Origin of the sequence: Streptococcus timonensis, assembly GCF_047460355.1 — a bacterium.
GTDB lineage: Bacteria > Bacillota > Bacilli > Lactobacillales > Streptococcaceae > Streptococcus > Streptococcus timonensis_A.
Genome location: NZ_JASHGL010000005.1, coordinates 23,626 through 44,436, shown reverse-complemented (window position 1 = coordinate 44,436; position 20,811 = coordinate 23,626). Strand labels below are relative to the sequence as shown.

Annotated in this window: 33 protein-coding genes; all 33 read left to right on the top strand. The window is 41.3% G+C overall.

Annotated features, from left to right (window positions below; all coding sequences use genetic code 11):
* Positions 1-9 precede the first annotated feature (9 nt).
* The 33 genes from QM941_RS08305 (at position 10) to secY (ending at position 20,791) form a co-directional block, all read left to right on the top strand.
* Positions 10-441, top strand: coding sequence for an SseB family protein (locus QM941_RS08305; RefSeq protein WP_414340110.1), 432 nt, complete (start codon positions 10-12; stop codon positions 439-441).
* A 155-nt stretch (positions 442-596) separates the two neighbouring features.
* Positions 597-1,052 carry an NUDIX hydrolase gene (locus QM941_RS08300; protein WP_414340109.1) on the top strand — a complete coding sequence of 152 codons (456 nt, stop codon included), beginning with the start codon at positions 597-599 and terminating at the stop codon, positions 1,050-1,052.
* An 8-nt stretch (positions 1,053-1,060) separates the two neighbouring features.
* Positions 1,061-1,492, top strand: a complete 432-nt coding sequence (locus QM941_RS08295) for an NUDIX hydrolase (protein WP_414340108.1) — start codon at positions 1,061-1,063, stop codon at positions 1,490-1,492.
* On the top strand, positions 1,482-3,398 hold the full coding sequence (mnmG, locus tag QM941_RS08290; protein WP_414340107.1) for a tRNA uridine-5-carboxymethylaminomethyl(34) synthesis enzyme MnmG: 1,917 nt from the start codon (positions 1,482-1,484) through the stop codon (positions 3,396-3,398). Before QM941_RS08295 ends, mnmG begins: the two co-directional genes overlap by 11 nt.
* Before the next feature lie 87 nt (positions 3,399-3,485).
* Complete coding sequence (locus QM941_RS08285; RefSeq protein ID WP_414340106.1) at positions 3,486-3,629, top strand: hypothetical protein; 144 nt, start codon at positions 3,486-3,488, stop codon at positions 3,627-3,629.
* 35 nt (positions 3,630-3,664) lie between these two features.
* Complete coding sequence (locus QM941_RS08280; RefSeq protein WP_414340105.1) at positions 3,665-5,215, top strand: damage-inducible protein CinA; 1,551 nt, start codon at positions 3,665-3,667, stop codon at positions 5,213-5,215.
* A 119-nt stretch (positions 5,216-5,334) separates the two neighbouring features.
* Entirely contained in the window at positions 5,335-7,542 is a 2,208-nt protein-coding gene (gene nrdD, locus QM941_RS08275) for an anaerobic ribonucleoside-triphosphate reductase (protein WP_414340104.1), read from the top strand.
* Positions 7,543-7,553: 11 nt separating this feature from the next.
* The gene (locus QM941_RS08270) at positions 7,554-7,694 is read left to right on the top strand and encodes a hypothetical protein (protein ID WP_414340103.1); all 141 of its coding nucleotides are present in this window, start codon (positions 7,554-7,556) and stop codon (positions 7,692-7,694) included.
* Between the two features lie 37 nt (positions 7,695-7,731).
* Complete coding sequence (locus QM941_RS08265; protein ID WP_414340102.1) at positions 7,732-8,232, top strand: GNAT family N-acetyltransferase; 501 nt, start codon at positions 7,732-7,734, stop codon at positions 8,230-8,232.
* A gap of 4 nt (positions 8,233-8,236) precedes the next feature.
* Positions 8,237-8,833, top strand: a complete 597-nt coding sequence (gene nrdG, locus QM941_RS08260; protein ID WP_414340101.1) for an anaerobic ribonucleoside-triphosphate reductase activating protein — start codon at positions 8,237-8,239, stop codon at positions 8,831-8,833.
* Positions 8,830-9,438, top strand: coding sequence for a uridine kinase family protein (locus QM941_RS08255; RefSeq protein ID WP_414340100.1), 609 nt, complete (start codon positions 8,830-8,832; stop codon positions 9,436-9,438). The genes nrdG and QM941_RS08255 overlap by 4 nt, the downstream gene beginning before the upstream one ends.
* Positions 9,439-9,718: 280 nt before the next feature.
* Positions 9,719-10,027, top strand: a complete 309-nt coding sequence (gene rpsJ / locus QM941_RS08250) for a 30S ribosomal protein S10 (RefSeq protein WP_001284511.1) — start codon at positions 9,719-9,721, stop codon at positions 10,025-10,027.
* 82 nt (positions 10,028-10,109) lie between these two features.
* Positions 10,110-10,736 (top strand): 50S ribosomal protein L3, encoded by a 627-nt coding sequence (gene rplC, locus QM941_RS08245; protein ID WP_004251088.1) that lies wholly within the window; start codon positions 10,110-10,112, stop codon positions 10,734-10,736.
* A 24-nt stretch (positions 10,737-10,760) separates the two neighbouring features.
* Positions 10,761-11,384 (top strand): 50S ribosomal protein L4, encoded by a 624-nt coding sequence (rplD, locus tag QM941_RS08240; RefSeq protein ID WP_000024549.1) that lies wholly within the window; start codon positions 10,761-10,763, stop codon positions 11,382-11,384.
* Positions 11,384-11,680, top strand: coding sequence for a 50S ribosomal protein L23 (locus QM941_RS08235; protein ID WP_269798442.1), 297 nt, complete (start codon positions 11,384-11,386; stop codon positions 11,678-11,680). Before rplD ends, QM941_RS08235 begins: the two co-directional genes overlap by 1 nt.
* A gap of 17 nt (positions 11,681-11,697) precedes the next feature.
* The gene (rplB, locus tag QM941_RS08230; protein WP_075228994.1) at positions 11,698-12,531 is read left to right on the top strand and encodes a 50S ribosomal protein L2; all 834 of its coding nucleotides are present in this window, start codon (positions 11,698-11,700) and stop codon (positions 12,529-12,531) included.
* A gap of 104 nt (positions 12,532-12,635) precedes the next feature.
* Entirely contained in the window at positions 12,636-12,917 is a 282-nt protein-coding gene (gene rpsS, locus QM941_RS08225; protein ID WP_000533766.1) for a 30S ribosomal protein S19, read from the top strand.
* Positions 12,918-12,928: 11 nt separating this feature from the next.
* Entirely contained in the window at positions 12,929-13,273 is a 345-nt protein-coding gene (rplV, locus tag QM941_RS08220; RefSeq protein WP_000818137.1) for a 50S ribosomal protein L22, read from the top strand.
* A gap of 12 nt (positions 13,274-13,285) precedes the next feature.
* Entirely contained in the window at positions 13,286-13,939 is a 654-nt protein-coding gene (gene rpsC / locus QM941_RS08215) for a 30S ribosomal protein S3 (RefSeq protein ID WP_000529936.1), read from the top strand.
* Positions 13,940-13,942: 3 nt separating this feature from the next.
* Positions 13,943-14,356 carry a 50S ribosomal protein L16 gene (gene rplP / locus QM941_RS08210; protein WP_000960948.1) on the top strand — a complete coding sequence of 138 codons (414 nt, stop codon included), beginning with the start codon at positions 13,943-13,945 and terminating at the stop codon, positions 14,354-14,356.
* 9 nt (positions 14,357-14,365) lie between these two features.
* A complete protein-coding gene (gene rpmC / locus QM941_RS08205; RefSeq protein WP_000772918.1) occupies positions 14,366-14,572 on the top strand; it encodes a 50S ribosomal protein L29 in 207 nt (68 codons plus the stop codon).
* Between the two features lie 24 nt (positions 14,573-14,596).
* Complete coding sequence (gene rpsQ / locus QM941_RS08200; protein ID WP_000440801.1) at positions 14,597-14,857, top strand: 30S ribosomal protein S17; 261 nt, start codon at positions 14,597-14,599, stop codon at positions 14,855-14,857.
* A gap of 25 nt (positions 14,858-14,882) precedes the next feature.
* Entirely contained in the window at positions 14,883-15,251 is a 369-nt protein-coding gene (rplN, locus tag QM941_RS08195; RefSeq protein WP_000616545.1) for a 50S ribosomal protein L14, read from the top strand.
* A gap of 78 nt (positions 15,252-15,329) precedes the next feature.
* The gene (gene rplX / locus QM941_RS08190; protein ID WP_414340099.1) at positions 15,330-15,635 is read left to right on the top strand and encodes a 50S ribosomal protein L24; all 306 of its coding nucleotides are present in this window, start codon (positions 15,330-15,332) and stop codon (positions 15,633-15,635) included.
* Positions 15,636-15,658: 23 nt separating this feature from the next.
* Positions 15,659-16,201, top strand: a complete 543-nt coding sequence (gene rplE, locus QM941_RS08185) for a 50S ribosomal protein L5 (RefSeq protein WP_000013542.1) — start codon at positions 15,659-15,661, stop codon at positions 16,199-16,201.
* Between the two features lie 17 nt (positions 16,202-16,218).
* Positions 16,219-16,404, top strand: a complete 186-nt coding sequence (locus tag QM941_RS08180) for a type Z 30S ribosomal protein S14 (RefSeq protein ID WP_001085699.1) — start codon at positions 16,219-16,221, stop codon at positions 16,402-16,404.
* Positions 16,405-16,616: 212 nt separating this feature from the next.
* Positions 16,617-17,015: a 30S ribosomal protein S8 gene (gene rpsH, locus QM941_RS08175; RefSeq protein WP_045592917.1), complete on the top strand. Its 399-nt coding sequence runs from the start codon at positions 16,617-16,619 to the stop codon at positions 17,013-17,015.
* Between the two features lie 187 nt (positions 17,016-17,202).
* Positions 17,203-17,739 (top strand): 50S ribosomal protein L6, encoded by a 537-nt coding sequence (gene rplF, locus QM941_RS08170; RefSeq protein ID WP_414340098.1) that lies wholly within the window; start codon positions 17,203-17,205, stop codon positions 17,737-17,739.
* A gap of 82 nt (positions 17,740-17,821) precedes the next feature.
* The gene (rplR, locus tag QM941_RS08165; protein WP_004251098.1) at positions 17,822-18,178 is read left to right on the top strand and encodes a 50S ribosomal protein L18; all 357 of its coding nucleotides are present in this window, start codon (positions 17,822-17,824) and stop codon (positions 18,176-18,178) included.
* A 17-nt stretch (positions 18,179-18,195) separates the two neighbouring features.
* Positions 18,196-18,690 carry a 30S ribosomal protein S5 gene (gene rpsE / locus QM941_RS08160; protein ID WP_000874196.1) on the top strand — a complete coding sequence of 165 codons (495 nt, stop codon included), beginning with the start codon at positions 18,196-18,198 and terminating at the stop codon, positions 18,688-18,690.
* Positions 18,691-18,703: 13 nt separating this feature from the next.
* Positions 18,704-18,886, top strand: coding sequence for a 50S ribosomal protein L30 (gene rpmD / locus QM941_RS08155; protein WP_414340097.1), 183 nt, complete (start codon positions 18,704-18,706; stop codon positions 18,884-18,886).
* A gap of 141 nt (positions 18,887-19,027) precedes the next feature.
* The gene (gene rplO / locus QM941_RS08150; protein WP_006154715.1) at positions 19,028-19,468 is read left to right on the top strand and encodes a 50S ribosomal protein L15; all 441 of its coding nucleotides are present in this window, start codon (positions 19,028-19,030) and stop codon (positions 19,466-19,468) included.
* A gap of 12 nt (positions 19,469-19,480) precedes the next feature.
* Positions 19,481-20,791: a preprotein translocase subunit SecY gene (secY, locus tag QM941_RS08145; RefSeq protein ID WP_414340096.1), complete on the top strand. Its 1,311-nt coding sequence runs from the start codon at positions 19,481-19,483 to the stop codon at positions 20,789-20,791.
* Positions 20,792-20,811: the final 20 nt, after the last annotated feature.

Sequence of the window (20,811 nt, the reverse complement as noted above, 5' to 3'; positions counted from 1 at the left end):
GGAATGAGAATGTTTCAGTTTTTTAAGAAAAAAACGGCTAAAAAAGAGAAGTCAATGACTCTCTTGGACTATAAAAAAGAGTATTTGAGGGAGAAAACGACAGAGTCGATAGAGGCCTTGTTTAAGGAATTGAAGCAAGCTAGAGTCTGGCTTCCCTTCAATCCTTATCTGATGGATGAGAGTGACGAACAAGAAGGCGCTCGCCTAAAACCGGATATTCTGCAAAAGGGAGATGACTACTTTTATCCTTGCTTCTTAGAAATTCAGGACATCCCCAAGGACTATTATGACCGATTTTCTTGGTTGCAATTGCCTCTTACGGACTGTTTGTTTGCTGCGGAAGGGATGGAGAGTCTTCCTGTGAGAGGGATTGTTCTGGATGCCTTTTCTGACCCAGTTGAGATTGACAAAGGAGCTTTTGAAGCAATTCGCCAATCATAGTACTAGTACATATAGATTGACAAATTTTCTCATTTTGCTACAATAATAACAGCAATAGAAATGATGGTCAAAGCTCATGGATGTTGCAGGTCTTTTTGTCCTGCACTTCTTACGAGTTTTGACTGTTTTTGTGTCGTTTAAGGGAAAGGGCAAAAATGACTCAACAAGACTTTCGGACAAAAGTAGGAAATACTGTTTTTGGTGTTCGGGCGACAGCCTTGATTGTCCAAAATCACAAGCTTCTAGTTACCAAAGACAAGGGCAAGTATTACACTATTGGCGGTGCCATCCAAGTCAATGAAAGAACGGAAGACGCGGTAGTCCGTGAAGTGAAGGAAGAACTGGGTGTCAAAGCTCAAGCTGGGCAGCTAGCTTTCGTGGTTGAAAATCGTTTTGAACAGGACGGTGTTTCCTATCACAACATCGAGTTTCATTATCTGGTGAACCTGCTAGAGGATGCCCCATTGACCATGCAGGAAGATGAGAAAAGGCAGCCCTGTGAGTGGATTGATTTGGATAAACTCCAGAATATCCAGCTAGTTCCAGCCTTTTTAAAAACAGCCCTACCAGATTGGGACGGGCAACTAAGACACATTCACCTTGAAGAATAGGAGAGAAAATGATGGTTAAGCTTATTGCCCATGTGCTTGTTCATAGTGGTGGTGATTTTTTGCTTATTCAGCGTTCGGAAATTAAAAGAGGACAACCCAACGTTTATCCAACTTACTGGGATATTCCTGGTGGCGGGGTTGAAAAGGGTGAACTTCCGCGAGATGGAGCTCTTAGAGAATGTGTTGAAGAAGCGGAAGTTAGGCTAGATAGAGGTTCGCTCAAACTTCTTCACGAAGATAGTCAACTGGATACCTCTAAGGATACTGTCTTTACTCGCTTAGTTTATAAAGCAGAGTGGGTTGGGGAGAAGCCCATTATCAGATTAGATCCTGAAGAGCATACACACTTTAAATGGGTTACTATGGATCAAGCTCTAGAGGAGGAGAAGATAGTTCCTTATTTACGAGAAATTTTTGAAAGGTTAAGAGATGACTTATAATTTTACAGAAGAATACGATATAATTGTAATCGGTGCGGGACATGCGGGGGTTGAAGCTTCCCTAGCTGCGAGCCGTATGGGTTGCAAGGTCTTGCTTGCGACCATCAACATTGAAATGCTGGCTTTTATGCCATGTAATCCGTCTATTGGTGGTTCCGCTAAAGGGATTGTTGTGCGTGAAGTCGATGCTCTTGGTGGTGAAATGGCGAAAACCATTGACAAGAGTTACATCCAGATGAAGATGCTCAACACTGGGAAGGGACCAGCTGTCCGTGCCCTTCGTGCGCAGGCTGATAAGGAACTTTACTCTAAGGAAATGCGCAAGACGGTTGAAAATCAAGAAAATCTAACCCTTCGTCAAACCATGATTGATGAGATTTTGGTGGAAGATGGCAAGGTTGTCGGTGTTCGTACAGCTACCCATCAAGAGTATGCTGCCAAGGCTGTTATCGTGACTACAGGGACAGCCCTTCGTGGGGAAATCATCATCGGAGATCTTAAGTATTCATCAGGTCCAAACCACAGTCTGGCTTCTATTAACCTAGCTGATAATCTTAAGGAATTGGGGCTTGAAATCGGTCGTTTCAAGACAGGAACGCCTCCACGTGTCAAGGCTTCCTCTATCAACTATGATGTGACAGAGATTCAGCCAGGAGATGAAACACCAAATCACTTCTCTTACACTTCACGTGATGAAGATTATGTCAAAGACCAAGTGCCGTGCTGGTTGACCTATACCAATGGTACCAGTCATGAGATTATCCAAAATAACCTCCACCGCGCGCCTATGTTTACAGGTGTGGTTAAGGGGGTAGGGCCTCGCTACTGTCCGTCGATTGAGGACAAGATTGTGCGTTTTGCAGACAAGGAACGCCACCAACTCTTCCTTGAACCAGAAGGTCGTAATACAGAAGAAGTTTATGTCCAGGGACTTTCAACAAGCCTTCCTGAGGATGTGCAACGTGAGTTGGTACATTCCATCAAAGGTTTGGAAAATGCAGAGATGATGCGAACTGGTTATGCAATTGAGTACGACATGGTCTTGCCCCATCAGTTGCGTGCGACTCTGGAAACCAAGAAAATCTCAGGACTTTTCACAGCTGGTCAGACAAATGGTACATCTGGTTACGAAGAAGCAGCTGGTCAAGGGATTATTGCTGGTATCAATGCGGCTCTTAAAATCAAAGGCAAGCCGGAGTTGATTTTGAAGCGCAGTGATGGCTATATCGGGGTCATGATTGATGACTTGGTGACCAAGGGAACCATTGAACCCTATCGTCTCTTGACCAGTCGTGCAGAATACCGTCTCATTCTCCGTCATGACAATGCTGATATGCGTTTGACTGAGATGGGACGTGAGATTGGCCTTGTGGACGATGAACGTTGGACTCGCTTTGAAATCAAGAAAAATCAATTTGAAAATGAAATGAAGCGTTTAGACAGCATCAAACTCAAGCCAGTCAAGGAAACAAATGCTAAGGTTGAGGAGATGGGCTTCAAGCCATTGACAGATGCGGTGACAGCCAAGGAATTCCTTCGTCGCCCAGAAGTCTCTTACCAAGATGTGGTGGCTTTCATCGGACCTGCTGCTGAAGAGTTAGATGACAAGATTATCGAATTGATTGAAACAGAAATCAAGTACGAAGGCTATATCTCAAAAGCCATGGATCAGGTTGCCAAGATGAAACGCATGGAAGAAAAACGCATTCCAGCCAATATCGACTGGGATGACATTGATTCTATCGCAACCGAAGCTCGCCAGAAGTTCAAACTCATTAATCCAGAAACCATCGGCCAAGCTAGCCGTATCTCTGGAGTAAATCCAGCAGATATCTCCATTTTGATGGTGTATCTAGAAGGTAAAAATCGAAGTATTTCAAAAAATTTAGAAAAGAAAGCTGATTAAAAACAAAACGCTGAATTCTCTTTTAGGGAATTCAGTTTTTTTGATAGATTGCTTCTCTTTTTTCGAATAAAGAGAAAAGGAGAAGAGATGATATCAGTAGAAGAAAAAAATTTTTTGTATGATTATAAAAAGACCTCTTTTCACCGTTTTTATGAGATTGAACGCTATTCTCAGATATGTGAAAAATTAAACAAACGTTCGCCGCAGGCTGACAAGGACTTGACTTTTTGATATACTAGAACATATCATAAAATAGGAGAGAGTGTATGAGTGTTTACGGTAGAATAGAGGATGAATCAACTCCATCATGGACTAGAAGTCAAGAGGGGGTTGGAAGAGATAATCAAGAAGAGTTTGAAGAGTCACAACAAGCACGTCTGCCTTTTTTCAGAATTTTAATATGGAGTACATTAGTAGTATTAGTATCAGCAGTGGTTCCGTTCTTTCTTGGTTTAACTAGTTTAGAGCAGGTTCAGGACTTCTATGCTGCTTGGGCCATGAATCAAGGTGGTGAAATCTATACAGCCTTTTATGGGACTAGTGGTTTGCTCTATTATTTCTTGTTGTCTATAACTAAAGGCAGTATTTTATTTGCAGTTTTTAATTGGTTAGCCTTGCTTGGAGCAGGAGTTTTTCTATTCCGATCCGGTTATGCTTTGACAGAACAGAATGACCAATCCACGCAAGCATTGACTGTGTTCTATCTTCTGGCAGGAGCTCTCAGTTTTGGTGGAGGTTACGCGACCATTCTTGCACTTCCTTTTTTATTTTATTCTTTAGATCTAGTGACACATTATCTGGCAGAGCCCGATAGTGATAAAGGTTTTTTGCGTATAGGTATGAGTCTTTCCTTGGCCTTTTTCCTAGTGCCTCTTACTACGATTTTATATAGTCTAGTTTTATTCTTTACTCTCTTGGCATTTAATCTCGTTCGTCGCTATTTTGCTCGTGGTTTTTACCAGCTTTTAGCAATTGGGCTAGGATTTTCACTTCTTTTTTATCCAATTGGTTACTACACGGTTTACAAGGGAAGCTTTGGGAGTGCTATTAGTCAGATTCTCTATCCAATAGATAGTTTGAACTTTATCTCGAATTCTATCCTGGTAGATAATTTACTCTTTTATGGCTTGCTGGTAATAGGTATAGGAGGATTATCCTTCCTATTTATGAGTCTTTTTCTACCAAAACCTCTAGGTCAGTACATACTATCCATATTTTCACTATTGGGTTTACTCCTAGAGTTGACGTTGATTCTTTTTTCTACGGAACCAATTCATGGAAGTCGTCTAGTACCTCTTCTTCCTTTTATAGTTATCCTAGTATTAACAACATTACATGTACAAGATGTTGACAATTCCAGTCGGCTTACAAGATATGCAGATATCTCCTCAATGTGGAGTCGTTATTTGACAAGAACTGGGTACTTACCAATTCTTGCAATGACTTATTTATTGGTATCACCATTCGTGTCACGCTATGTAATCCATGTGGAACAATATCAAGAACTCGCTCGTATTGAGACTAGTATAAAAAGCCAAACGCAAACAACTGATAAAATTTATGTTTGGGATAACCAGTCCGGTTCTTACCAGTCTAGTGAACGTCTATCAGCTAGTCAATTGTTATCACCGATCTTACATATGGGGCTTGCCGAAAATCGTACTAAGTTGGTCAATGACTTACGAGATAATCAGCCGACCATGATTGTCGTAAATACAAAAGTAACTCTTTGGACAGAAGTCGAGCAGCTACTTGCTGAAAATTATCAGCCGCTTCAGGGTGATTACAAGGAATTTAAAATTTACAAATTAAAATAAATTAATCAATATCTTGTGTAATTTTAACAAAAATTTATTTTTTGGCACAAGATATTGATTTTTATTTTTTAAGTGATATAATACTTCTTAGATATTATATTTTAGAAAAGAGTCTGGGTATGATCGTATTAGAAGAAAAAACTGCCCCTGGTCCGACTTTATTTGTAGAGAAGCGTGACGGCAGACGAGTCTTGTTTGATGTAGATAAGATTGATAAAGCTCTTCACAAGGCTGCTGAGAAAGTCATGGATGTGACTCCCTTGGTCGAGAAGCGTTTGAATGGACTGGTTGAACGGATTGTTGCTGAAATTCATAGCCGTTTCCCTCAAGGTGTTAAGATTTACGAAATTCAAAATATTGTCGAGCATGAGTTGCTAGAAGCTAGAGAATACGCTCTGGCAGAAGAGTACATCACCTATCGTACTCAAAGAGATTTTGAGCGCTCAAAAGCGACAGATATCAACTTCAGTATCCATAAACTTCTTAACAAAGACCAGGCGGTTGTCAATGAAAATGCCAATAAGGATAGTAATGTTTTTAACACGCAACGTGACTTGACTGCGGGGATTGTTGGGAAATCAATCGGTCTTCAAATGCTTCCTAGGCATGTGGCTAATGCCCATCAAAAAGGTGAGATTCATTATCATGATTTGGATTATAGCCCCTACACACCAATGACCAACTGTTGTTTGATTGATTTCAAGGGCATGTTGGAAAATGGTTTTAAGATTGGGAATGCGGAGGTAGAGAGCCCCAAATCTATCCAAACAGCAACAGCTCAAATTTCGCAAATCATCGCCAATGTTGCATCAAGTCAGTATGGAGGCTGTTCAGCAGACCGTATTGATGAAGTCTTGGCTCCTTATGCAGAGAAGAATTATCAAAAGCATCTCAAAGATGCAGAGGAATGGGTACTACCTGGCAAGCGTGAGGAGTACGCCTGGAAGAAAACCCAAAAAGATATCTATGATGCCATGCAATCTCTAGAGTATGAAATCAATACCCTCTTCACTTCAAACGGGCAAACGCCATTTACTTCTCTTGGTTTCGGATTAGGAACCAATCGTTTTGAACGCGAAATTCAAAAGGCTATCTTGAACATTCGCATCAAGGGGTTGGGATCAGAACACCGTACAGCAATCTTCCCTAAACTCATCTTTACTCTTAAAAGAGGTCTTAACTTAGAGGAAGGCTCACCTAACTACGACATCAAGCAGTTGGCTCTTGAGTGTGCAACTAAGCGCATGTACCCGGATGTCTTGTCTTATGATAAGATTGTCGAGTTGACTGGTTCTTTCAAAGTTCCGATGGGATGCCGTTCATTCCTTCAAGGATGGAAGGATGAAAATGGAGTAGAAGTCAATTCGGGCCGTATGAACCTAGGAGTTGTGACGGTCAATCTTCCTCGTATCGCCCTTGAATCCGAAGGCGACCTGAACAAGTTCTGGGAAATCTTCAACGAGCGCATGAACATCGCGGAAGATGCCTTGGTTTACCGTGTGGAAAGAACCAAGGAAGCCACTCCAGCTAATGCACCAATTCTTTATCAATATGGAGCCTTCGGACGTCGTCTTGGAAAAGAAGAAAGTGTAGACCAACTCTTTAAGAATCGTCGTGCAACTATTTCTCTGGGCTATATTGGCTTGTACGAGGTGGCGACAGTCTTCTTTGGTAATCATTGGGAAAATAATCCAGAAGCCAAAGAGTTCACCCTTGATATTATTCGCGATATGAAACGTCGAGTAGAAGAATGGTCTGACCAATATGGGTACCATTTCTCTATCTACTCAACGCCGTCTGAAAGTTTGACAGACCGCTTCTGTCGCTTGGATACGGAGAAATTCGGCTCTATTCCAGATATTACTGATAAAGAATACTACACAAATTCCTTCCATTATGATGTCCGCAAAAATCCAACTCCTTTTGAAAAACTAGATTTTGAAAAGGTTTATCCAGAAGCGGGTGCATCAGGTGGCTTTATCCACTACTGTGAGTACCCAGTTCTCCAACAAAATCCAAAGGCTTTGGAAGCTGTGTGGGACTATGCCTATGACCGTGTAGGTTATCTCGGAACTAATACTCCGATTGACCGTTGCTACAAGTGTGATTTTGAAGGAGATTTTGAGCCAACTGAGAGAGGCTTTGCTTGTCCTAACTGTGGGAATAATGATCCTAAAACAGTAGATGTTGTTAAACGGACCTGTGGTTATCTTGGGAATCCACAAGCTCGTCCGATGGTGAATGGTCGCCACAAGGAAATTGCTGCGCGTGTTAAACACATGAATGGCTCTACTATTAAATTAGCAGGGCATGAAGTAAGAAATTAGAAAGAAATAGAATGGGAAAATATCAATTAGACGATAAAGGTAAGGCCTTGGTCCAACGATTCCACGAAAAGCATTCGAAAGGTGGAGGCAATAAAAAAGACCGAGTAGCTAACCTTAGAGAACAGTTTTTAAACAAGAACAAGAAAAAGTGAGAGTCCGCTCTCGCTTTTCTCTTAGCTGGAGGTAAAGATGATACTACGCAGACCAACATTAGCAGATAAAGAAGTTGTTTTAGAGATGATGGCAGAGTTTGAAAAGAGCCAATCAGCCCACGATGGCGGATTTTGGGATGCTGAGAACTTTGTTTACGAAGAGTGGCTAGAAGAAAATCTTCAAGCGGAAGCGGGACTCAATATTCCTGAAAACTGGGTTCCTGCTATCCAGCTGGTTAGTTTTGACGTAGCAGGCCAGGCTCTTGGCTTTCTCAACCTTCGTCTCCGATTAAATGACTACTTACTAGAAAAAGGTGGTCATATTGGCTATTCCATCCGACCGTCTGAAAGAGGTAAGGGCTATGCCAAAGAGTCTCTCCGCCAAGGTCTACAAGTCGCTAAGGGAAAGAACATCAAACGTGCACTGGTAACTTGTAGCACAGAAAATCCTGCCAGCCGAGCTGTTATCTTAGCTAATGGTGGTGTCTATGAGGATAATCGCAATGGAACGGAGCGCTATTGGATAGACTTGGAGTAAAAGCATGACATGGAATACACCAAAACCAGGCGAGTGGAAAAGTGAGGAGCTTAGTAAGGGGCGTATCATTGATTATAAGGCCTTTAACTTTGTCGATGGAGAAGGTGTGCGAAACTCTCTCTACGTAGCAGGTTGCATGTTTCACTGCGAGGGGTGCTATAATGTTGCGACTTGGTCTTTCAACGCAGGCATTCCTTATACAGCAGAGTTAGAAGAACAGATTATGGCAGACCTTGCCCAGCCCTATGTTCAAGGATTGACCTTGCTAGGAGGAGAACCATTCCTCAATACGGGTATTCTCTTACCTCTCGTGAAACGTATACGGAAAGAATTGCCAGAAAAAGATATCTGGTCTTGGACGGGATACACATGGGAAGAGATGATGCTGGAGACCCCAGATAAACTGGAGCTCCTGTCCATGATTGATATTCTTGTCGATGGGCGATATGATAAAAGTAAGCGTAATCTTATGCTTCAATTCCGAGGCTCATCCAATCAACGAATTATCGATGTACAAAAATCCCTCAAAAGTGGGCAAGTGGTGATTTGGGACAAGCTTAATGACGGAAAAGAAAGCTATGAACAGGTGAAGAGAGAATGAAGAAAAAAGACTTAATAGAAAGACTAGTATCAGAAATAGAGTCTGGAAAAGTAAGAACGCTGGGTATTTACGGCCATGGAGCTTCAGGAAAATCAACTTTTGCTCAGGAATTATATCAAGCCCTAGATTCTACTACAGTAAATTTGCTAGAAACAGATCCCTATATCACCTCAGAACGTCACCTGGTAGTACCAAAACAAGCACCTGATCAAAAGGTGACAGCTTGTCTGCCAGTGGCGCATGAACTAGCAAGTTTGCAGAGAGATATTCTCGCCCTGCAGGCGGGTATGGATGTCTTGACAATCGAAGAACCTTGGAAAGCTAGTGAAATCTTGTCTGGATCAAAACCAATTCTGATAGTCGAAGGGATGTCTGTGGGTTTTCTACCAAAGGAACTCTTTGACAAAACTGTTTGTTTCTACACGAATGAAGAGACAGAATTAAAGAGGCGTCTAGCTCGAGATACGACTGTGAGAAATGGCGATGCATCCTTTATATTGGCTAGTCAGAAAATGAGACGAGAACAGTATCTGCAATACTATAAAGAAACTGAGTCAAAAGCGGATATCTTGATAAATCAATCAAATGATAATTTTCAGATCTAAATGAACATTATATAGAAGAAAAAATAAAAATCCGCTCTTCATTTATGCATTTTTGAGATAAGGAGCGATAAGAAAACAGTTTCATTCGAAAAATTTAAAAAATCCTATCAAATCCCTTGCAATCGCAGGGGCTTTGTGTTATTCTATTATGGTGCTGTAAATTACAGTCTTAGCTTTGATGCAAGAGGTTGCGACACGCTCGGTTGCATTGCCACGCAACGCGCGTCGGTTTTCTTGTGGAGCTAGCCTATTATCTTAAATAGACGAAAAGGAGAAAAAGATGGCAAACAAAAAAATCCGTATCCGTTTGAAAGCTTACGAACACCGTACGCTTGACACAGCGGCTGCTAAAATCGTAGAATCAGCTACTCGCACAGGTGCAGAAGTTGCAGGTCCAATCCCACTTCCAACTGAACGTAGCCTCTACACAATCATTCGTGCGACTCACAAATATAAAGATTCTCGCGAACAATTTGAAATGCGTACACACAAACGTTTGATCGATATCATCAACCCAACTCAAAAAACAGTTGACGCTTTGATGAAATTGGATCTTCCAAGTGGTGTAAACGTAGAAATCAAACTTTAATCTAAAGTTTGAAACCTTGAGCATAAAAAACGCTCGTTAAAAACTTTTTGAATAAAAAATATAGAAAAGGAACTATTTTCTCATGACAAAAGGAATCTTAGGGAAAAAAGTGGGAATGACTCAAATCTTCACTGAAGCTGGCGAATTGATCCCTGTAACAGTTATCGAAGCAACTCCTAACGTTGTTCTTCAAGTTAAAACTGTTGAAACAGATGGTTACAACGCTATCCAAGTTGGTTTCGATGACAAACGCGAAGTATTGAGCAACAAACCTGCTAAAGGACATGTAGCAAAAGCTAACACGGCTCCTAAGCGCTTCATTCGTGAATTCAAAAACGTTGAAGGCTTGGAAGTTGGTGCTGAAATCACAGTTGAAACTTTCGCAGCTGGAGACATTGTTGATGTAACTGGTACATCTAAAGGTAAAGGTTTCCAAGGTGTTATCAAACGCCACGGACAATCACGTGGACCTATGGCTCACGGTTCTCGTTACCACCGTCGTCCAGGTTCTATGGGACCTGTTGCACCTAACCGCGTATTCAAAGGTAAAAACCTTGCAGGACGTATGGGTGGTGACCGCGTAACAATTCAAAACCTTGAAGTTGTACAAGTTGTTCCAGAAAAGAACGTTATCCTTATCAAAGGTAACGTACCAGGTGCTAAGAAATCTCTTATCACTATCAAGTCAGCAGTTAAAGCTGGTAAATAATAAGGAAAGGGGAATACAGTCAAAATGGCAAATGTAACATTATTCGACCAAACTGGTAAACAAGCGGGCGAAGTTGTTCTTAACGATGCAATCTTTGGTATCGAACCAAACCAATCTGTTGTGTTTGATGTGATCATCAGCCAACGTGCTAGCCTTCGTCAAGGAACTCACGCAGTTAAAAACCGCTCAGCTGTTTCAGGTGGCGGACGCAAACCATGGCGTCAAAAAGGAACTGGACGTGCTCGTCAAGGTTCTATCCGCTCTCCACAATGGCGTGGTGGTGGAATCGTCTTCGGACCAACTCCACGTAGCTATGCGTACAAACTTCCTCAAAAAGTTCGTCGCCTTGCACTTAAATCTGTTTACTCAGAAAAAGTTGCTGAAAATAAATTTGTAGCCGTTGATTCTCTTGAATTTACAGCTCCAAAAACTGCTGAATTTGCAAAAGTTCTTGCAGCTTTGAGCATCGATTCTAAAGTCCTTGTTATTCTTGAAGAAGGAAACGAATTCGCAGCTCTCTCAGCTCGTAACCTTCCAAACGTGAAAGTTGCGACTGCTACAACTGCAAGTGTTCTTGACATCGCAAATAGTGACAAACTTCTTGTTACTCAAGCAGCTATCTCTAAAATCGAGGAGGTTCTTGCATAATGAATTTGTATGATGTTATCAAAAAACCTGTAATCACTGAAAGCTCTATGGCTCAACTTGAAGCAGGGAAATATGTATTTGAAGTTGACACTCGTGCACACAAACTTTTGATCAAGCAAGCTGTTGAAGCTGCATTCGAAGGTGTTAAAGTTGCAAATGTTAACACAATCAACGTTAAACCAAAAGCAAAACGTGTTGGACGTTATGCTGGTTTTACTAACAAAACTAAAAAAGCTATCATCACGCTTGCAGCTGATTCTAAAGCAATCGAGTTGTTCGCTGCTGAAGCTGAATAATCTAAGGAGGAAATATCGTGGGAATTCGTGTTTATAAACCAACAACAAACGGTCGCCGTAATATGACTTCTTTGGATTTCGCTGAAATCACAACAAGCACACCAGAAAAATCATTGCTTGTTGCTTTGAAGAAACAGGCTGGTCGTAACAACAACGGTCGCATCACTGTCCGTCACCACGGTGGGGGACACAAACGTTTCTACCGTTTGGTTGACTTCAAACGTAACAAAGATAACGTTGAAGCAGTTGTTAAAACTATCGAGTACGATCCAAACCGTTCTGCAAACATCGCTCTTGTACACTACACTGACGGTGTGAAAGCTTACATTATCGCTCCAAAAGGTCTTGAAGTTGGTCAACGTATCGTTTCAGGTCCAGAAGCTGATATTAAAGTAGGTAACGCTCTTCCACTCGCTAACATCCCAGTTGGTACTTTGGTTCACAACATTGAGTTGAAACCAGGTCGTGGTGGAGAATTGGTACGTGCTGCTGGAGCATCTGCTCAAGTATTGGGTCAAGAAGGTAAATACGTTCTTGTTCGCCTTCAATCAGGTGAAGTTCGTATGATTCTTGGAACTTGTCGTGCTACAGTTGGTGTTGTCGGAAACGAACAACATGGACTTGTAAACCTTGGTAAAGCAGGACGTAGCCGTTGGAAAGGTATCCGCCCAACAGTTCGTGGTTCTGTAATGAACCCTAACGATCACCCACACGGTGGTGGTGAAGGTAAAGCACCAGTTGGTCGTAAAGCACCATCTACTCCATGGGGCAAACCTGCTCTTGGTCTTAAAACTCGTAACAAGAAAGCGAAATCTGACAAACTTATCGTTCGTCGTCGCAACGAGAAATAATTTAAAACTAGTCGCTTAAGCAACTAGGACATTCCGCCAGCTCGGTAGCGCTCCTTGAGAGCGCAAGCCGCTGTGGTACAACATTTAAAGGAGAAAAAATAAAAATGGGACGCAGTCTTAAAAAAGGACCTTTCGTCGATGAGCATTTGATGAAAAAAGTTGAAGCTCAAGCTAATGACGAAAAGAAAAAAGTTATTAAAACTTGGTCACGTCGTTCAACGATCTTCCCAAGTTTCATTGGTTACACAATTGCAGTATACGATGGACGTAAACACGTACCTGTTTACATCCAAGAAGACATGGTAGGTCACAAACTTGGTGAATTTGCACCAACTCGTACTTACAAAGGTCACGCTGCAGACGACAAGAAAACACGTAGAAAATAAGGAGAACATAAATGGCAGAAATTACTTCAGCTAAAGCAATGGCTCGTACAGTACGTGTTTCACCTCGTAAATCACGTCTTGTTCTTGACAATATTCGTGGTAAAAGCGTAGCCGATGCTATTGCAATCTTGACATTCACTCCAAACAAAGCTGCTGAAATCATCTTGAAAGTTTTGAACTCAGCTGTAGCTAACGCTGAAAACAACTTTGGTTTGGATAAAGCTAACTTGGTAGTATCTGAAGCATTCGCAAATGAAGGACCAACTATGAAACGTTTCCGTCCTCGTGCGAAAGGTTCAGCTTCACCAATCAACAAACGTACAGCTCACATCACTGTGGCTGTTGCAGAAAAATAAGGAGGTAAAATCGTGGGTCAAAAAGTACATCCAATTGGTATGCGTGTCGGCATCATCCGTGATTGGGATGCCAAATGGTATGCTGAAAAAGAATACGCGGATTACCTTCATGAAGATCTTGCAATCCGTAAATTCGTTCAAAAAGAACTAGCTGACGCAGCGGTTTCAACTATCGAAATCGAACGCGCAGTAAACAAAGTTAACGTCTCACTTCACACTGCTAAGCCAGGTATGGTTATCGGTAAAGGTGGTGCTAACGTTGATGCACTCCGTGCAAAACTTAACAAACTGACTGGGAAACAAGTACACATCAACATCATCGAAATCAAACAACCTGATTTGGATGCTCACCTTGTAGGTGAAGGAATTGCTCGTCAATTGGAGCAACGTGTTGCTTTCCGTCGTGCACAAAAACAAGCAATCCAACGTGCAATGCGTGCTGGAGCTAAAGGAATCAAAACTCAAGTATCAGGTCGTTTGAACGGTGCAGATATTGCCCGTGCTGAAGGATACTCTGAAGGAACTGTTCCACTTCACACACTTCGTGCAGATATCGATTACGCTTGGGAAGAAGCAGACACTACATACGGTAAACTTGGTGTTAAAGTATGGATCTACCGTGGTGAAGTTCTTCCAGCTCGTAAAAACACTAAAGGAGGTAAATAACCAATGTTAGTACCTAAACGTGTTAAACATCGTCGTGAATTCCGTGGTAAAATGCGCGGTGAAGCAAAAGGTGGAAAAGAAGTAGCATTCGGTGAATACGGTCTTCAAGCTACAACTAGCCACTGGATCACTAACCGCCAAATCGAGGCTGCTCGTATCGCCATGACTCGTTACATGAAACGTGGTGGTAAAGTTTGGATTAAAATCTTCCCACACAAATCATACACAGCAAAAGCTATCGGGGTTCGTATGGGATCTGGTAAAGGGGCACCTGAAGGTTGGGTAGCACCAGTTAAACGTGGTAAAGTAATGTTTGAAGTTGCTGGTGTATCTGAAGAGATCGCTCGTGAAGCACTTCGTCTTGCAAGCCACAAATTGCCAGTTAAATGTAAATTCGTAAAACGTGAAGCAGAATAAGGAGAAGGCATGAAACTTAATGAAGTAAAAGAATTTGTTAAAGAACTTCGTGGTCTTTCTCAAGAAGAACTCGCGAAGCGCGAAAACGAATTGAAAAAAGAATTGTTTGAACTTCGTTTCCAAGCTGCTACTGGTCAATTAGAACAAACAGCTCGCTTGAAAGAAGTTAAAAAACAAATCGCTCGTATCAAAACAGTTCAATCTGAAGCGAAATAATAGACTAGGGAAGGAGAAATTTCAATGGAACGCAATAATCGTAAAGTTCTTGTTGGACGTGTTGTATCTGACAAAATGGACAAGACAATCACAGTTGTAGTTGAAACAAAACGTAACCACCCAGTCTATGGTAAACGTATTAACTACTCTAAAAAATACAAAGCTCATGATGAAAACAATGTTGCCAAAGAAGGCGATATCGTACGTATCATGGAAACTCGTCCGCTTTCAGCTACAAAACGATTCCGTCTTGTAGAAGTTGTTGAAGAAGCGGTCATCATCTAATCAAACCTGAAAGGAGAAATCTGAAATGATTCAAACAGAAACTCGTTTGAAAGTCGCAGACAACAGCGGTGCTCGCGAAATCTTGACTATCAAAGTTCTTGGTGGTTCAGGACGTAAATTTGCAAACATCGGTGATGTTATTGTGGCATCTGTAAAACAAGCTACTCCTGGTGGTGCGGTTAAAAAAGGTGACGTTGTTAAAGCAGTTATCGTTCGTACTAAATCAGGTGCTCGTCGCGCTGATGGTTCATACATCAAATTTGACGAGAACGCAGCAGTTATCATCCGTGAAGATAAAACTCCTCGCGGAACACGTATCTTTGGCCCAGTTGCACGTGAATTGCGTGAAGGTGGCTTCATGAAGATCGTGTCACTTGCTCCAGAAGTACTTTAATTTTTAAAAACAAACTAGTCCCCTGGATTTCTTTCCAGGGTGCCCATATGGGCGTAAGAAAAATCAAGGAGAAACCTAATGTTTGTAAAAAAAGGCGACAAAGTTCGCGTAATCGCTGGTAAAGATAAGGGAACAGAAGCTGTTGTCCTTACTGCCCTTCCAAAAGTAAACAAAGTTATCGTCGAAGGTGTTAACATCGTTAAGAAACACCAACGTCCAACTAACGAGCTTCCTCAAGGTGGTATCGTCGAGAAAGAAGCAGCTATCCACGTATCAAATGTTCAAGTCTTGGACAAGAACGGTGTAGCTGGACGTGTTGGTTACAAAGTTGTAGATGGTAAAAAAGTTCGCTACAATAAAAAATCAGGCGAAGTGCTTGATTAATCACGAAGGAAAGGAGAAGTATAATGGCAAATCGTTTAAAAGAAAAATATCTTAATGAAGTAGTTCCTGCTTTGACAGAACAATTCAACTACTCATCAGTGATGGCTGTGCCTAAAGTAGATAAGATCGTTTTGAACATGGGTGTTGGTGAAGCTGTATCAAACGCTAAAAGCCTTGAAAAAGCTGCTGAAGAATTGGCACTTATTTCAGGTCAAAAACCACTTATCACTAAAGCTAAAAAATCAATCGCCGGCTTCCGTCTTCGTGAAGGTGTTGCGATCGGTGCAAAAGTTACCCTTCGTGGTGAACGTATGTACGAATTCTTGGACAAATTGGTTTCAGTTTCACTTCCACGTGTACGTGACTTCCACGGTGTTCCTACAAAATCTTTTGATGGACGCGGAAACTACACACTTGGTGTGAAAGAACAATTGATTTTCCCAGAAATCAACTTTGATGACGTTGACAAAACTCGTGGTCTTGACATCGTTATCGTAACTACTGCTAACACTGACGAAGAGTCACGTGCATTGCTTACAGGCCTTGGAATGCCTTTTGCAAAATAATATAGGAGGTATAACTAATGGCTAAAAAATCTATGATTGCTAAGAACAAACGCCCAGCGAAGTTCTCTACTCAAGCATACACTCGCTGTGAACGTTGTGGACGTCCACACTCAGTTTACCGCAAGTTTAAACTTTGCCGTGTTTGCTTCCGTGAATTGGCATATAAAGGTCAAATCCCTGGTGTAACAAAAGCATCTTGGTAATATCATGATACAAAGAGCGTAACAATCATAGCAAAAATAGGAGATTTGGTGCCGGAGCGATGCTCTAAAAAAATCTATCTTTTTTGCCCAGGTTGTAGCTCGTGTTCAAATGAGTATCTCTCGTTTGACAGTATCTAATACTTTCTGAGCCTAGCTCAAACATTAACTAGCAAGTGCAACTTGCAAACTACTAGTAAGAGGAGAAAAATAAAATGGTTATGACTGACCCAATCGCAGACTTCCTAACTCGTATTCGTAACGCTAACCAAGCAAAACACGAAGTACTTGAAGTACCTGCATCAAACATCAAAAAAGGGATTGCTGAAATCCTTAAACGCGAAGGTTTTGTAAAGAACGTAGAAATCATCGAAGATGACAAACAAGGCATCATCCGTGTATTCCTTAAATACGGATCAAACGGTGAAAAAGTTATCACTAACTTGAAACGTGTTTCTAAACCAGGACTTCGTGTCTACAAAAAACGTGAAGACCTTCCAAAAGTACTTAACGGTCTTGGAATTGCTATCCTTTCAACATCTGAAGGTTTGCTTACTGATAAAGAAGCTCGCCAAAAGAATGTTGGTGGTGAGGTTATCGCTTACGTTTGGTAATATTTAGCTCCCAATTTCTTTGTGACTCTTCGTTATCGTCTCTAGCCTAACCCAAAGTTATGCCTGCGAGACGATGCCTAGATTCACTTTGAAATTGAAATCTAAATGTTCCTTTAAATCGAGAAATCGATTTAACCCCGTGAAAACTGGCCTTTATGGCCTGACAATTTAACAGGAGAATAAAAACATGTCACGTATTGGTAATAAAGTTATCGTGTTGCCTGCTGGTGTTGAAATCATCAACAACGACAACGTAGTAACTGTAAAAGGACCTAAAGGAGAACTTACTCGTGAGTTCTCAAAAGATATTGAAATCCGTGTGGAAGGTACTGAAGTAACTCTTCACCGTCCAAACGATTCAAAAGAAATGAAAACTATCCACGGAACTACTCGTGCCCTTTTGAACAACATGGTTGTTGGAGTATCAGAAGGATTCAAGAAACAACTTGAAATGCGTGGGGTTGGTTACCGTGCACAACTTCAAGGAAACAAACTTGTCTTGGCTGTTGGTAAATCTCATCCAGACGAAGTTGAAGCTCCAGAAGGGATTACTTTTGAACTTCCAAACCCAACTAACATTGTTATCAGCGGAATTTCAAAAGAAGTAGTTGGTCAAACAGCTGCTTATGTACGTAGCCTTCGTACACCTGAACCATATAAAGGTAAAGGTATCCGTTACGTTGGTGAATACGTTCGTATTAAAGAAGGTAAAACAGGTAAATAATCTTGAGTGGTTAATTTTCAACCACCAAGCTATTAACCAACTTTGTGCATAGCACACAATTAAAACTAAAGAGGTGAAAACTGTGATTTCTAAACCAGATAAAAACAAACTCCGCCAAAAACGCCACCGTCGCGTTCGCGGAAAACTCTCTGGAACTGCTGATCGCCCACGTTTGAACGTGTTCCGTTCTAATACAGGCATCTACGCTCAAGTTATTGATGACGTAGCGGGTGTAACGCTCGCAAGTGCTTCAACTCTTGACAAAGAAGTTTCAAAAGGAACTAAAACTGAACAAGCCGTTGCTGTCGGTAAACTCGTTGCAGAACGTGCAAGTGCTAAAGGTATTTCAGAAGTGGTGTTCGACCGCGGTGGATATCTATATCACGGACGTGTGAAAGCTTTGGCTGATGCAGCTCGTGAAAACGGATTGAAATTCTAATAGGAGGACACTAGAAAATGGCATTTAAAGACAATGCAGTTGAATTTGAAGAACGCGTAGTTGCTGTCAACCGTGTTACAAAAGTTGTTAAAGGTGGACGTCGTCTTCGTTTTGCAGCTCTTGTAGTTGTGGGTGACCACAATGGTCGTGTAGGATTTGGTACTGGTAAAGCACAAGAAGTTCCAGAAGCAATCCGTAAAGCAGTAGACGATGCTAAGAAAAACTTGATCGAAGTTCCTATGGTTGGAACAACAATCCCACACGAAGTTCTTTCAGAATTTGGTGGAGCTAAAGTATTGTTGAAACCTGCTGTAGAAGGTTCTGGAGTAGCCGCTGGTGGTGCAGTACGTGCCGTTGTGGAATTGGCTGGTGTGGCAGATATTACATCTAAATCACTTGGCTCTAACACTCCAATCAACATTGTTCGTGCAACTGTTGAAGGTTTGAAACAATTGAAACGCGCTGAAGAAGTTGCTGCCCTTCGTGGTATCTCAGTTTCTGATTTGGCATAAGAAAGGGGATAAAATGGCTCAAATTAAAATTACTTTGACTAAGTCTCCAATCGGACGCATTCCATCACAACGTAAAACTGTTGTAGCACTTGGACTTGGCAAATTGAACAGCTCTGTTATTAAAGAAGATAACCAAGCAGTACGTGGTATGATTACTGCAGTATCTCACTTAGTAACAGTTGAAGAAGTAAACTAAAAAAATTAGGGGATGTGCATCTACTCATCCCCTAAAACTAGATATAGTCATTTGAAATGACTAATGTATAGGCGAGTTGATGGGAGAGACAACCTTTTCTCTCTTATCGGCGCTAGCATTTTACAAAAGAGGAGAAAATAAATGAAACTTCATGAATTGAAACCTGCAGAAGGTTCTCGTAAGACTCGTAACCGCGTTGGTCGTGGTACTTCATCAGGTAACGGTAAAACATCTGGTCGTGGTCAAAAAGGTCAAAAAGCTCGTAGCGGTGGCGGAGTTCGCCTTGGTTTTGAAGGTGGACAAACTCCATTGTTCCGTCGTCTTCCAAAACGTGGATTTACTAACATCAACGCTAAAGAGTATGCGATTGTTAACCTTGACCAATTGAACGCCTTTGATGATGGTGCTGAAGTAACTCCAGTGGTACTTGTAGAATCAGGAATTGTTAAAGCTGAAAAATCAGGTATCAAGATTCTTGGTAACGGTGAGTTGACTAAGAAGTTGACTGTTAAAGCTGCTAAATTCTCTAAATCAGCTGAAGAAGCTATCACTGCTAAAGGTGGTTCAGTTGAAGTCATCTAAGTGAGGTGACCTATGTTTTTTAAATTATTGAGAGAAGCACTCAAAGTTAAGCAAGTTCGATCAAAGATTTTATTTACAATTTTTATCGTATTTGTTTTTCGTATCGGTACTAGTATTACTGTACCGTGGGTAAATGCAAATAGCTTGAACGCTTTGAGTGGACTATCCTTCTTAAATATGTTGAGCTTGGTGTCAGGGAATGCCATGAAAAACTTTTCAGTTTTTGCTCTTGGAGTTAGCCCTTACATTACAGCCTCAATCGTCGTCCAACTCTTGCAAATGGATTTATTACCAAAGTTTGTGGAGTGGGGCAAACAAGGGGAAGTTGGTCGTAGAAAGTTAAATCAAGCAACTCGATACATTGCACTAGTGCTTGCATTTGTTCAATCAGTCGGTATTACTGCTGGTTTTAACGCTCTGTCTGGAGCTAAACTTTTGACTGTACCACTTACACCACAAGTTTTCCTTGTGATTGGAGGAATCTTAACAGCAGGTAGCATGATTGTAACCTGGTTGGGAGAGCAAATCACAGATAAGGGATATGGTAATGGTGTTTCAATGATTATCTTTGCAGGTATTGTTGCTTCAATTCCTGATATGATTAAAGGAATTTATGTTGATTACTTTGTCAATGTACCAAGTGATCGCTTACAATCATCCCTTATTTTTATCGCTATTTTGATTGTTGCAGTCTTGTTGATTATCTATTTTACAACCTATGTACAACAAGCTGAATACAAAATCCCAATTCAATATACAAAGGTTGCCCAAGGAGCTCCATCTAGCTCATACCTTCCTTTGAAAATTAACCCAGCGGGTGTTATCCCAGTTATCTTTGCCAGCTCTATCACGGCGGCTCCAGCAGCGATCTTACAATTTGTAAGTGCATCTGGTCTTGACTGGGAGTGGGTTCGTACTGCCCAGGAGTTGTTGTCTACAACAGCCCCAACAGGTATTGCTCTTTACGCTCTGTTGATTATTCTCTTTACATTCTTCTATACATTTGTACAGATTAATCCTGAGAAAGCAGCAGAGAATTTACAAAAGAGTGGTGCCTATATCCACGGCGTTCGACCTGGTAAGGGAACAGAAGAATATATGTCAAAACTTCTTCGTCGTCTTGCAACGGTTGGTTCGCTATTCCTAGGTGTGATTTCTATCTTACCAATTGTAGCTAAGGATTTATTTGGTCTTTCAGACGTAGTTGCTTTTGGAGGAACAAGTCTCTTGATCATTATCTCTACTGGTATTGAAGGAATCAAACAATTGGAAGGTTATCTATTGAAACGTAAGTATGTTGGTTTCTTAAATACAACAGAATAATTGTAATAGAAAATAAAATT

Excerpts from the sequence above, each read along its gene's own strand:
- QM941_RS08305 (WP_414340110.1), top strand. The coding sequence starts at position 10 with ATGTTTCAGTTTTTTAAGAAAAAAACGGCTAAAAAAGAGAAGTCAATG.
- QM941_RS08300 (WP_414340109.1), top strand. The coding sequence starts at position 597 with ATGACTCAACAAGACTTTCGGACAAAAGTAGGAAATACTGTTTTTGGT.
- QM941_RS08295 (WP_414340108.1), top strand. The coding sequence starts at position 1,061 with ATGATGGTTAAGCTTATTGCCCATGTGCTTGTTCATAGTGGTGGTGAT.
- mnmG (WP_414340107.1), top strand. The coding sequence starts at position 1,482 with ATGACTTATAATTTTACAGAAGAATACGATATAATTGTAATCGGTGCG.
- QM941_RS08285 (WP_414340106.1), top strand. The coding sequence starts at position 3,486 with ATGATATCAGTAGAAGAAAAAAATTTTTTGTATGATTATAAAAAGACC.
- QM941_RS08280 (WP_414340105.1), top strand. The coding sequence starts at position 3,665 with ATGAGTGTTTACGGTAGAATAGAGGATGAATCAACTCCATCATGGACT.
- nrdD (WP_414340104.1), top strand. The coding sequence starts at position 5,335 with ATGATCGTATTAGAAGAAAAAACTGCCCCTGGTCCGACTTTATTTGTA.
- QM941_RS08270 (WP_414340103.1), top strand. The coding sequence starts at position 7,554 with ATGGGAAAATATCAATTAGACGATAAAGGTAAGGCCTTGGTCCAACGA.
- QM941_RS08265 (WP_414340102.1), top strand. The coding sequence starts at position 7,732 with ATGATACTACGCAGACCAACATTAGCAGATAAAGAAGTTGTTTTAGAG.
- nrdG (WP_414340101.1), top strand. The coding sequence starts at position 8,237 with ATGACATGGAATACACCAAAACCAGGCGAGTGGAAAAGTGAGGAGCTT.
- QM941_RS08255 (WP_414340100.1), top strand. The coding sequence starts at position 8,830 with ATGAAGAAAAAAGACTTAATAGAAAGACTAGTATCAGAAATAGAGTCT.
- rpsJ (WP_001284511.1), top strand. The coding sequence starts at position 9,719 with ATGGCAAACAAAAAAATCCGTATCCGTTTGAAAGCTTACGAACACCGT.
- rplC (WP_004251088.1), top strand. The coding sequence starts at position 10,110 with ATGACAAAAGGAATCTTAGGGAAAAAAGTGGGAATGACTCAAATCTTC.
- rplD (WP_000024549.1), top strand. The coding sequence starts at position 10,761 with ATGGCAAATGTAACATTATTCGACCAAACTGGTAAACAAGCGGGCGAA.
- QM941_RS08235 (WP_269798442.1), top strand. The coding sequence starts at position 11,384 with ATGAATTTGTATGATGTTATCAAAAAACCTGTAATCACTGAAAGCTCT.
- rpsS (WP_000533766.1), top strand. The coding sequence starts at position 12,636 with ATGGGACGCAGTCTTAAAAAAGGACCTTTCGTCGATGAGCATTTGATG.
- rplV (WP_000818137.1), top strand. The coding sequence starts at position 12,929 with ATGGCAGAAATTACTTCAGCTAAAGCAATGGCTCGTACAGTACGTGTT.
- rplP (WP_000960948.1), top strand. The coding sequence starts at position 13,943 with ATGTTAGTACCTAAACGTGTTAAACATCGTCGTGAATTCCGTGGTAAA.
- rpmC (WP_000772918.1), top strand. The coding sequence starts at position 14,366 with ATGAAACTTAATGAAGTAAAAGAATTTGTTAAAGAACTTCGTGGTCTT.
- rpsQ (WP_000440801.1), top strand. The coding sequence starts at position 14,597 with ATGGAACGCAATAATCGTAAAGTTCTTGTTGGACGTGTTGTATCTGAC.
- rplN (WP_000616545.1), top strand. The coding sequence starts at position 14,883 with ATGATTCAAACAGAAACTCGTTTGAAAGTCGCAGACAACAGCGGTGCT.
- rplX (WP_414340099.1), top strand. The coding sequence starts at position 15,330 with ATGTTTGTAAAAAAAGGCGACAAAGTTCGCGTAATCGCTGGTAAAGAT.
- rplE (WP_000013542.1), top strand. The coding sequence starts at position 15,659 with ATGGCAAATCGTTTAAAAGAAAAATATCTTAATGAAGTAGTTCCTGCT.
- QM941_RS08180 (WP_001085699.1), top strand. The coding sequence starts at position 16,219 with ATGGCTAAAAAATCTATGATTGCTAAGAACAAACGCCCAGCGAAGTTC.
- rpsH (WP_045592917.1), top strand. The coding sequence starts at position 16,617 with ATGGTTATGACTGACCCAATCGCAGACTTCCTAACTCGTATTCGTAAC.
- rplF (WP_414340098.1), top strand. The coding sequence starts at position 17,203 with ATGTCACGTATTGGTAATAAAGTTATCGTGTTGCCTGCTGGTGTTGAA.
- rpsE (WP_000874196.1), top strand. The coding sequence starts at position 18,196 with ATGGCATTTAAAGACAATGCAGTTGAATTTGAAGAACGCGTAGTTGCT.
- rpmD (WP_414340097.1), top strand. The coding sequence starts at position 18,704 with ATGGCTCAAATTAAAATTACTTTGACTAAGTCTCCAATCGGACGCATT.
- rplO (WP_006154715.1), top strand. The coding sequence starts at position 19,028 with ATGAAACTTCATGAATTGAAACCTGCAGAAGGTTCTCGTAAGACTCGT.
- secY (WP_414340096.1), top strand. The coding sequence starts at position 19,481 with ATGTTTTTTAAATTATTGAGAGAAGCACTCAAAGTTAAGCAAGTTCGA.